Origin of the sequence: Nonomuraea sp. NPDC005501 (genome assembly GCF_040605905.1) — a bacterium.
Taxonomy (GTDB): Bacteria; Actinomycetota; Actinomycetes; order Streptosporangiales; family Streptosporangiaceae; genus Nonomuraea.
Window position 1 is genome coordinate 1 of the sequence record NZ_JBEXDT010000168.1, and the last position, 9,818, is coordinate 9,818.

Genomic DNA, 9,818 nt, shown 5'->3' on the forward strand with positions numbered 1-9,818 from the left:
CGCGCCGTCCGTGACGGGGCCGGCGCGCTCACCACCGGCGGCCCGGCGGCCGCGGGCGGCACCGGCACCCCGGGCGACGAGGGGCGGGCGCGGGCCGTCGCCGTCGCCACCCGCCTCCCGGTGCGCCTGGCCCGCCGCGGCGGCTGGGGCGCCACCACGCTCACGCTGCCGCCCGGCTCCTGGCGTGACCTGCTCACCGGTGCCGTCCACACGGGCCGAGTCCCGCTCGCACACCTGCTCAACCGGCATCCCGTCGCACTTCTGGAGAGACATGACCTTTAGCGACAAGACCTTCGAGGTCTGGGCACCGAAGGCCACGGCTGTCGAGATCGACGTCCTCGGCGGCAGGCGGCCCATGCGGCAGCGGCCGGACGGCTGGTGGACGGCCGACGTGCCGGAGGCCACCCACGGGACGCGGTACGCGTACGTGGTGGACGGCGGCGGGCCGTACCCCGACCCACGCTCGCGACGGCAGCCCGACGGCATCTTCGGCCCGAGCGCCGTCTACGACCACGGCCGCTTCACCTGGTCCGACGACGAGTGGACCGGCCGCGACCTGCGCGGGTCGGTCGTCTACGAGATGCACGTCGGCACGTTCACCCAGGACGGGACGTTCGAGGCGGCCGTCGAACGGCTCGACCACCTGTCGGAGCTGTGCGTCGACTTCGTGGAGATCATGCCGGTGGCGCCCGTGCCGGGCGGGCGCAACTGGGGCTACGACGGGGTGGACCTGTACGCGGTCAACGAGACGTACGGGGGGCCCGACGGGCTCAAGTCCTTCGTGGACGCCTGCCACCGCAAGGGCATCGGCGTCATCCTCGACGTGGTCTACAACCACCTCGGCCCGTCGGGCAACTTCCTGCACCCGTTCGGCCCGTACTTCTCGGGCTTCGCCGGGAGCTACTGGGGCGAGGCGGTCAACCTCGACGGGCCCGGCTCGGACGAGGTGCGCCGCTACTTCATCGAGAACGCGTTGCAGTGGCTGCGCGACTACCACATCGACGGGCTGCGGCTCGACGCCGTCCACGCGCTGCACGACAAGCGCGCCACGCACCTGCTGGCCGAGCTGTCGGCCGAGGTGGACGCGCTGGCCTGCGCCGTCGGCCGGCCGCTGTCGCTCATCGCCGAGTCGGACCTGAACGACCCGCGCATGGTGCGCTCGCTGGACGCCGGCGGCCTCGGCATGACCGCGCAGTGGAACGACGACGTCCACCACGCCCTGCACACCGCGGTCATCGGCGAGACCCACGGCTACTACGAGGACTTCGCCGGCCTGGACGCCCTGGCCAAGGTGCTGACCTCGGGCGTCGTCCACGACGGCGGCTACTCCACGTTCCGGGGCCGCACGCACGGCAGCCCGTACACGGGGGTGCCCGGCCACCGGCTCGTCGCCTGCCTCCAGAACCACGACCAGATCGGCAACCGCCCGGCGGGCGACCGGCTGCCCATTCCCGCGCTCAGGCTGGGCGCGGGACTGCTGCTGACGTCGCCGTTCACGCCCATGCTGTTCATGGGGGAGGAGTGGGGGGCGCGCACGCCGTTCCCGTTCTTCTCCGACCACGTCGAGCCGGAGCTGCGCGAGTCGGAGGACGACCGCCGCGAGCAGGAGTTCGAGGGCTTCGGCTACGCGTGGGAGGCGCCGCACCCGTCGGACGAGCAGACGTTCCTCAACGCCAAACTCGACTGGGGGGAGCTGAAGGAGGAGGCGCACTGGTCGCTGCTGTGCTGGTACCGCGACCTGATCGCCCTGCGCAAGGCGCTGCCGGAGCTGTCGGACCCGCGCTTCGACCGGGTCCGCGTCGAGCACGACCCGGATGGCGAATGGCTGGTCATGTGGCGCGGCGAGTCGGTGTGCGTGGCGGTGAACTTCGGCGCCGACGCGGTGACACTGCCGGTGCGGGTGGCGACGGTGCTGCTGGCGGCGGACGACAACGTGTCGGCGGGCGAGGACGGCCTCCGACTCCCCTCCCAGAGCCTCGCCATCTGCCGCACGACCCAGGCCCCGCCCACCTGACGCGCCCTGCCACCAGAGGCCCTGCCACCAGAGGCCCTGCCGGTGCGCCCTCGCCACTACTACTTACCGGCGAGGGCGCACCGTCCTGATCCGGCGGGATGCCCACGACTCCTGCCCCGCCCCTGCCATCCACGGAACCGGCACGTCAGCCTGCCCGGGCCTTCGTCATCCACAGCCGCCCTGTGCCCGGCCCCACCATCCACAGAACCGCATTCGGCCGCACCGCCCACCCACCCTCTTCGCCACCCTGAGGGCCTCATCCCGTCCCGGAGGCCCACATGAAGATCACCTTGCCCGTCCCCGCATCCCTGACGTGCCGGTTCGTCGTCGCCGTCGAGCGCCTGCCATGCCCGGTCCCGGAGCTGGTGCCCTGGCGCGTCGGCCGCCCGTTCCGCAAGGCCGCGATGACCGCCTACGGCACACCCGGCCTCGAAGTAGCCCCCCAGGCTCCCCTCCCGCCATGGGAAGATCCCCACCCCACCCCCTGGAGACCGACGGCCGCCACGCTGCACCACGACGAGCGGCAGCTACTACGCCGGGCGAGACACCACCTCGTCGTCTCCTCGACGGCGCCACCGCACGCACTCCCCGGCAACGCGCAGGTCGCCCGCGCCACGGCCCGGGCCCTGGCCCGCCAGTGCGGCGGACTGGTCATCGATCCGCTGACGGGCACGACGGTGCCCCACTGCGACCGGTGCCCCGACGAGCCCGCCGAGTTCCGGCCGGCCGACGACTGGCTGGGCTGGGACATCCAGGTCCACGACGACGCGACGTGCCCGCCGTGGGACCCGGCCGACACGGCGGCGTGCGACTGCCTGCGGGTGACCTCCCGGGGCCTGCGCCGCTTCGCGCTGCCGGAGATCACCATCGACGGTGCGGCCTGCGCGCACACGCTGTGCGCGACCAACCTGCTCCGCGCGGTGGCCCACCGCCTGGTGGCGGACCACCTGACGTTCCTGGCCGCGCACCCGGAGGCCGACGTCCGCGTGATCGACGACCACCTCCACATCGGCCCGCCGGCCGAACCGCTGTCCGCCATATCGGCCGAGCGGCCGCGCCCACCCGGCTGCGCCACGTCCGTCCCGGCGGCCGTCCCGGCGGCCGTTCCGGCCCCGCCTGCCACGTCCGTCCGGGCCGCCGTTCAGGCCCGGGCCACGTCGGTCCCGGCGGCCGTTCACGCCCGGCGAGCCACGTCGGTCCCGGCCGCCGTTCAGGCCCGGCGCGCCACATCTTCAGCCGCTACCGCGTTCGACGGTCCGTCCTTCGGCGTACGCCTGACCCCCTGCGAGCCGCAGGCCCCGGGCGCGGGCCGGCCCGGCAGCGTCCGCCGCCTCAAGGTCGCCCCCGTCCCCGGCACGGGCCAGGCGATGTGCCTCAAGGTCGGCCCGCCCTCCGGCTTCACCGGCTCCCTCAACGACTGGCTCTGCGCCACCCAGGAGGCGAACCCGCTCCGACACACCCCTTCGCCCTACCCCCTCGCAGCATGAGCGGCAACCTGCGCCCGGCTCGTGGTCCGGCAGGCACTGGGCGACTGCCCGTTCGCCGCGCCCGTCACGATGCCACAGTTCGTCCGGGGCATCCTCGGCGGCGACCCGCTCCGCGGCTGACGAGGCTCCCGTCAGCACCCAGCCCGGTACGGCCGGCCGGGGAGGTGGCGCGCCCACTCCGCCGCGGTGAGGGTCCGTCCGGCCCGGGCGCACACCGCCTTGAGCAGCGGCCCGACCGCCACGGGCAGCCGTGTCAGCCGTGCCTTCCTGCCGATCGCCACCACTTCCGCGTCGTCGGTGAAGGCGACCGACCGCGCGCTGTCCGTCAACTGCACCACGGGCCCCACCTGCTGCCCGCGCCGCACGTCCCAGACGGTCAGCGTGTTGTCCTGCGCCGCGAACGCGAACAGCCCGCCGTCGGCCGAGAACGCGGCCGCCCACGACGGCGCCCCCACCCGCAGCCAGTCGCCCACCTGGGCTCCTGTGAGTGTGTCCCAGATGCCGACCTTGCCGGCGAAGTTCGCGGCGACCAGCCTCATGTCCGCGCCGAACCAGACCTCCTCCGTCGCCCCCGGGAACGGCAACCGCGGCCCGTAAGGCTGCCCGCTCTCCAGGTCGACCATGCGCAGCCGGTCCGCGTCGAGGCCGACGAGCCGGCCATCCGCGTTCGCCGTCCACCCGAACAGGCGCGGCCTGGACACCTGCTTGACCCGCCGGCCGCCAGGCAGCGCCCAGAGGGTGAACGTCTTCTCCTCGGCCGTCCACAGCCCGGCTGGGCCGGGGAGCGCGCCGTCGGTGATGCCGGCGAGCGGCACCCTGGCCAGTTCGCCTCCGGTGGCGGTGTCCCAGACGACGACGTTGTCGCTGCGCCGCAGCGCGAGCCGGCCGCCGTCGCGGCTGAAGGTGAGCTCGCTGTCGTACGGGTCCGACGGACCAGCGGCCAGCGCCCTGCCGGCCGTCCGTACCCGGGACTCGGCCCACGTGCGGGAGCCGGCCAGCCGCACCTCCGGCGCGTCCAGCGCGTGGGAGGCGAGCCACCGGCCGTGCGGGTCGAGCTCGACCTCGTCCACGGGCTCCGCCGAGACCGCCGGCGGCGGGAGCGTGACGACAGCGTCCTCGCTCAGGTACCGCAGGCCGTCCGGCCCGAACCCGACCGCGGACGCCAGGTCGGGTAGCTCGCGTTCGTACACCAGGGGATCGTCGGCGTCCACGTCGTAGAGTCGCAGCGTCGTGCCCAGCCCCGCGAGCAGCCGGCCGTTCCGGTCGAAGACCGGTGTCGCCATGCGGTCCCAGTCGCCGATGAAGGCGATCTCCTTGCGGGTCCGGGCGTCGAAGACGGTGAGCCCTTTGTCGTCGGCGATGGCGAGCCGTTGCCCGTCGCGGCTGAAGGCCGCCCAGGCGGCGCAGTTCGAACAGATGCCGGGGAAGCCGGGCTGGGCCTTGCCGGAGGGCAGTGCCCAGCGCTTTCCGCCTCCCACGGCGTAGTCACCGCCGGGGTGGACCGCGACCTTGTCGAGCGTGGGAACCATGGTGGTCCGTCCGGTACGCGGGTCGCGGATGTCCTTGCCCTGCCCGTAGTCGATGACGAGGAGGCCGCCATTGAAGGAGACCTCCAGGTCGATCTCGTCGCTGGCGGGCACGCGCGAGCCGACCCGGGTGCCGGTGGCGAGGCTCCACAGCGCCACGCCCTTGGTGTCGGCCACGGCCAGCAGCCGGCCGTCCTCGCTGACCGCTACCTGCCGCAGCCGCGCGGCGGGCCGGCCCGGGGCGGTGAGGCTGCCGGTGAAGCCGCCCGTGCGGCGGCCGGTCGCCACGTCCCACATCCGCACCTCGCCGGGGCTGACGCTGACCAGCGTGCGGCCGTCGGCGCTGAGCGCGCGGGCCACGTCCGGGCCCGTCGTGGGATCGTGGAAGGCGCCGGTGGCCGGATCGGCGATCGAGGCGAGCAGGCTCGATCGCGCCTCGGCCGTGGGCGAGAGCCGTCCGGCGGCCGCGCTGAGCAGCATGGCGAGCACGGGGTCGCGGCCGCGCACCGACTCCGCGACGCCCGCCAGCCTGGCGGACTCGGCCGTGTCGCGCTGCCGGACGAGCGTGTCCCCCTGCTCGGCCAGGGTGGCGCTCTGCCGTACCGCGAAACCGCCCGCGACCAGCGACACCACCAGCAGGACGCCGAGGCCGGCGGCCAGCGCCCTGGTACGCCGCGAACGACGCCTGGTGAGCGCGGCGCCGGCCTCCAGGAAGTCCCGCTCGGCGGGCGTGAGGGTGATGTTGCGGCGTTCGGCGGCGGCCCAGCGCAGCGCGTCGTCGAGGGAGCTGCCGTGCAGGAGGTCGGCGTCCTTGCGCCCGCGCTCCTTCCAGCGTTCGGCGGCCGTGAGGATCTGCCGGTGGATGGACAGTCCGTCCCGGTTGGCCGCGATCCAGGCCCGCAACCGAGGCCAGGCCAACGGCAGGGCGGGCCGCAGCAGCCGGAGCCGCTCCCCGCCGTCCACGGCCGACACGAGGTAGGCGAACGCGGCCAGCGCGCGGTCGGCGTCCGGGGGCAGCTCGGACATGCGCGCCTCGCGCGGCACGAGGGTACCGTCCTCGGTGACCGTGACCAGGCGCAGGAAGATGTCCGGCACCAGTTCCCTGTCGGCGGGGGAGAGGGCGGCATAGGCGTCCTCGGCGATGACGCCGAGCGCCGGGTCGCCGCCGGCCACGCCGATCCGCTTGCCGTCGCTCGCGCCGCGCGCGAGCAGCCGGGCCGTGTCCACGGCCCCGTCCGCCTCGGTGAGCCCGTCCGCCTGTCCGGCAAGCCCGTCGGTGCGGAGAAAGCCGTCCGGCTGTTCGGTGAGCCCGTCGGTGCCGAGCAGGCCGTCCGGCTGTCCGGTGAGCCCGTCGGTGCGGAGAAAGCCGTCCGGCTGTCCGGTGAGCCCGTCGTTGCCGAGCAGGCCGACCGCCGGTCCGACGAGCCCGTCCGCGCTGAGGAGCCCCAGCAGCAGCTCGCGCGAGCGCGGGCGGCGCGCGCCGTCCTTGGCCAGCGCCGCGCGGACCAGGCTGCGCAGCGAGCCGGGCAGCACGGCGAGGTCAGGCTCGTGCGAGAGCACGCGGTGCATGACCGCGCCCAGCGACTCTCCTGAGAACGGGTCCTTGCCGGTGGCGGCGAACAGCACCACGGCGCCCCACGCGAACACGTCCGCAGCCGGCCCCGCCCGCTCCCCCGAGAACACCTCGGGCGCCATGTAGCCGGGCGTGCCCGCCACCACCCCGGTCGTGGTGAGCGACATCTCCTGTGTCCTGGCCACGCCGAAGTCGATCACCCGGGGGCCGTCGGGCCCGAGCAGCACGTTGTCGGGTTTGAGGTCGCGGTGGACGACGCCCGCGTCGTGGACGGCGGTCAGCGCGGTGGCGATCGCCGTGGCCAGCCGGTGCAGGTCGTCCCCGGTGAAGCGCCGCCCGCCCATCACGGCCGCCCGCAGGCTCGGGCCCTCGACGTACTCGCTGACGATGTACGGCCTGGGCCCGTCGAGATCCGCGCCGAGAACGCGGGCGGTGCAGAACGACGCCACCCGCTGCGCCGCGACGACCTCCTTGGCCATCCGCCCCCGCACCTCGGTCACGCCGGCCAGGTCGCCCCGCAGCAGCTTGACCGCCACCCGCGTGCCGGCCTGGTCGTACGCCTCGTACACGACGCCCTGGCCGCCCGCGCCCAGCCGCCCGGCCAGCCAGTAGGCGCCCAGCCGCTGCGGGTCCCCGTCGATCAGTGCGCTCCTCACACGGGGTTGGACTACCACCGAGACCGGGTGGTTGCCGAGCGCAGAAGGGAAAACCGCAGGACCATGCAGCCCCTGCCCGCCTCGGTCCCGAGCGGGGAGCTCAGCTCCGGGCGTGGCCTGCGGCACCTCGGACCTCCCGCGCCACCAGGTGCAGCCCCGATCGGCGGCGCGGCCGGCGCGGGCCAGGGAGGGACTACCTGGCGGGCAGTCGCGGGGGGGGCGGGTGCGGAGGTCATGACGCGGCGCGCGATGGGCGTCCACGCCACGACGGGGCCGGCCTCGTCCCGTCTCCGGGCGCCGGCCTCCACGAGCGCCCGCCGCCCGAGACGCCCTCGAACTGCGACGGGCGCCGGCCTCCACGAGCGCCCGTCGCCCGAGACGCCCTCGAACCGGTGCGGCGGGTCAGCGGCTGAGGAGACGGCGCAGGGCGCGCTCCAGCGTGGCCGCCGGTGCCGGGTCCGGTCCCGGTGAGCGCCAGGCGACGTATCCGTCGGGCCGTACCAGCACGGCGCCGCCCCCGCCCACGCCGTACCGCTCCTCGAAGACCCCGTCCACGTCCTTCAGCTCGTCGCCCACTATGACGCGCGTGAGCTGGATCCCCAGCAGGTCCTGCACCCGGCGCCCGGCGTCCGTCCACGCCCTGCCCTTCGGCCCGGTCATCAGCACGAACCCCGTCGCGAACAGGTCGATGGTCGAGATGTGCCGGCCGTCCCAGTCGAGGACCACGTGCGGGGCCCTGCTGCCGGGACGGCCGCTGGGCACGCGCGGGTCCTCCAGCAGCGAGCCGTCGTCGCCCGGCTCGTCCAGGATGGCCGTCGAGTGGTAGCGGTAGCCGATGATGACCGCCGCCGGGTCCTCCAGCGGCTCGGGGTAGTCGACGCGCTGGGCGGGCGGCATCCGCACCCCCAGGTTGGCGAGCTGCGCGTCGGCGGTCAGGGCGCCGACGGGGCGGCGCTCGGCGTCGTACGTGTCGAGGAAGCCGGGCCCGGCCTGGCCGGTGAGGACGAGCCAGAGCCGCCAGGCGATGTCGCAGCCGTCCTGGAGCGCCGTGCTGCCGCCCTGCCCGCCCGTGGGCGGCATGGTGTGGGCCGCGTCGCCGGCCAGGAACACCCGCCCGTGGCGGTACCGCTCGGCCAGGACGTGCGCCATGGTGAACGAGGTCGTGTCGAGGAGCCGCACGTCCAGGTCCGGTACGCCGGTGGCCAGGCGTACCAGCTCCACGCAGCGCTCGGGGGTGAAGTCGGCGTCGCTCTCGCCCTTGGCGGGGTCGTAGTTGACGCCGACCACGTGCGCGCCGACGCCGGTGCCGGTGACGATCACACCGGTGAAGACGTCGTTCCGCAGGTACCACAGCGTGACCTCGCGCTCGCGCACGAGCCCGGTGAGATCGGCGTCGAACATGATCGAGTACATCCGCCCGAGCTCGCCCTTGCCCATGGTCGGGATGCCGAGCGCCTCGCGCAGCGGGCTGCGGTAGCCGTCGGCGGCGACCACGTAGTCGGCCCGGACCATGCTCTCCGCGCCGTAGCTCCGGATGACCGCCGTCACGCCCTCGCCGTCCTGGTCGAGCGTGACCAGCTCGGTGGAGAAGCGCAGATCGGCGCCGAGCTCCTCGGCCTTGGCCCGGAGCAGGCGCTCCACCTCGGCCTGCGGGGCGCCGACCCTGATGGCCGGGGTGAGCTCGTGGAGGAAGCCGAGCGACTCGTCCTCGCTCTCCATGATCATGTGGGGGTCGGGCGCGCTGAGGCTGGGGGCGATGGCCATGCGCATGCCGTCGCCGATGCCCTGGGAGATCTGGCCGAGGAGGTGCTCGACGCCGGGTACGGGGCGCAGCAGCTCGACGGCGCGGGGCATGACGCCGAACGCCTTGGGCTGGATCGAGGTGCTGGGATGCCGCTCGACGAGCATGACGGGGATGCCGCGCCAGGCGAGCAGCAGGGCCGCGCTGAGCCCGGCGTAGCCGCCGCCGACCACCAGGACGGGCACTCGCTCGTGCTTCATGTCCACCTCTCAGAAGGATCAGGACACGCGTAATATCGCGTTCGAGCGACACGATATGTCGCGTCTGCGAACAGGTCAAGACATATCGCGTTTGCGTGCCTGATGCCCCCGGGGCTTCCGGGGGCCGGTCCCTCAGGGGAGGTGGCGTTCCAGGGACTCGAGCTTGCTGGTCATCCCGTCCGTGACGCCCTCGCGCAGGTCGGCCTTGAGGACGAGGCTGACCCGGGGCGCGACCTCCGCCACCGCGTCGACGGCCCGCTTGACCACGGCCATCACCTCGTCCCACTCGCCCTCGACCGTGGTGAACATGGCGTCGGTGCGGTTGGGCAGCCCGCTCTCCCTGACCACCCGGACGGCGCGGGCCACCGGCTCGGCGACCCCTTCGCCGACGCCCAGCGGGGTGATGGAGAATGCGACGATCACGCTGTGCCCCCTCGTGCACGGTCTCGGCTGGACTGGCGGCGGGCCACGGCGCGGGTCCTGTATCGGAAGAGGATCCGGCCGCGGGTGAGGTCGTACGGGCTGAGCTCGACGAGCACCCGGTCGTACGGCAAGATCTTG

The 9,818-nt window shown here is 74.2% G+C and carries 5 protein-coding genes and 2 pseudogenes; 3 read left to right on the forward strand and 4 right to left on the reverse strand.

Going from position 1 to position 9,818, the window contains the following annotated elements:
• From ABZS51_RS41320 to ABZS51_RS41330, 3 genes and pseudogenes are all read left to right on the forward strand, one after another.
• Positions 1–282: pseudogene (locus ABZS51_RS41320) on the forward strand (malto-oligosyltrehalose synthase); the annotation flags it as partial.
• Positions 272–2,014 carry a malto-oligosyltrehalose trehalohydrolase gene (treZ, locus tag ABZS51_RS41325; RefSeq protein WP_355453438.1) on the forward strand — a complete coding sequence of 581 codons (1,743 nt, stop codon included), beginning with the start codon at positions 272–274 and terminating at the stop codon, positions 2,012–2,014. The pseudogene ABZS51_RS41320 and the gene treZ, both read left to right, overlap by 11 nt.
• A gap of 278 nt (positions 2,015–2,292) precedes the next feature.
• Positions 2,293–3,501 carry a hypothetical protein gene (locus ABZS51_RS41330; RefSeq protein ID WP_355453441.1) on the forward strand — a complete coding sequence of 403 codons (1,209 nt, stop codon included), beginning with the start codon at positions 2,293–2,295 and terminating at the stop codon, positions 3,499–3,501.
• A 131-nt stretch (positions 3,502–3,632) separates the two neighbouring features.
• Here ABZS51_RS41330 and ABZS51_RS41335 read toward each other — a convergent pair whose 3' ends face one another.
• The 4 genes and pseudogenes from ABZS51_RS41335 to ABZS51_RS41350 form a co-directional block, all read right to left on the reverse strand.
• A complete protein-coding gene (locus ABZS51_RS41335; RefSeq protein WP_355453443.1) occupies positions 3,633–7,256 on the reverse strand; it encodes a serine/threonine-protein kinase in 3,624 nt (1,207 codons plus the stop codon).
• Between the two features lie 402 nt (positions 7,257–7,658).
• Positions 7,659–9,257 carry an FAD-dependent monooxygenase gene (locus tag ABZS51_RS41340; RefSeq protein ID WP_355453446.1) on the reverse strand — a complete coding sequence of 533 codons (1,599 nt, stop codon included), beginning with the start codon at positions 9,255–9,257 and terminating at the stop codon, positions 7,659–7,661.
• A gap of 132 nt (positions 9,258–9,389) precedes the next feature.
• On the reverse strand, positions 9,390–9,680 hold the full coding sequence (locus ABZS51_RS41345; protein ID WP_310709329.1) for an MTH1187 family thiamine-binding protein: 291 nt from the start codon (positions 9,678–9,680) through the stop codon (positions 9,390–9,392).
• Positions 9,681–9,736: 56 nt separating this feature from the next.
• Positions 9,737–9,818 (reverse strand): annotated as a pseudogene (locus tag ABZS51_RS41350) (translation initiation factor IF-1); the annotation flags it as partial.

What these genes read in the sequence shown, in the direction of transcription:
- treZ (WP_355453438.1), top strand. Translation starts at nt 272, where the DNA reads ATGACCTTTAGCGACAAGACCTTCGAGGTCTGGGCACCGAAGGCCACG.
- ABZS51_RS41330 (WP_355453441.1), top strand. Translation starts at nt 2,293, where the DNA reads ATGAAGATCACCTTGCCCGTCCCCGCATCCCTGACGTGCCGGTTCGTC.
- ABZS51_RS41340 (WP_355453446.1), bottom strand. Translation starts at nt 9,257, where the DNA reads ATGAAGCACGAGCGAGTGCCCGTCCTGGTGGTCGGCGGCGGCTACGCC.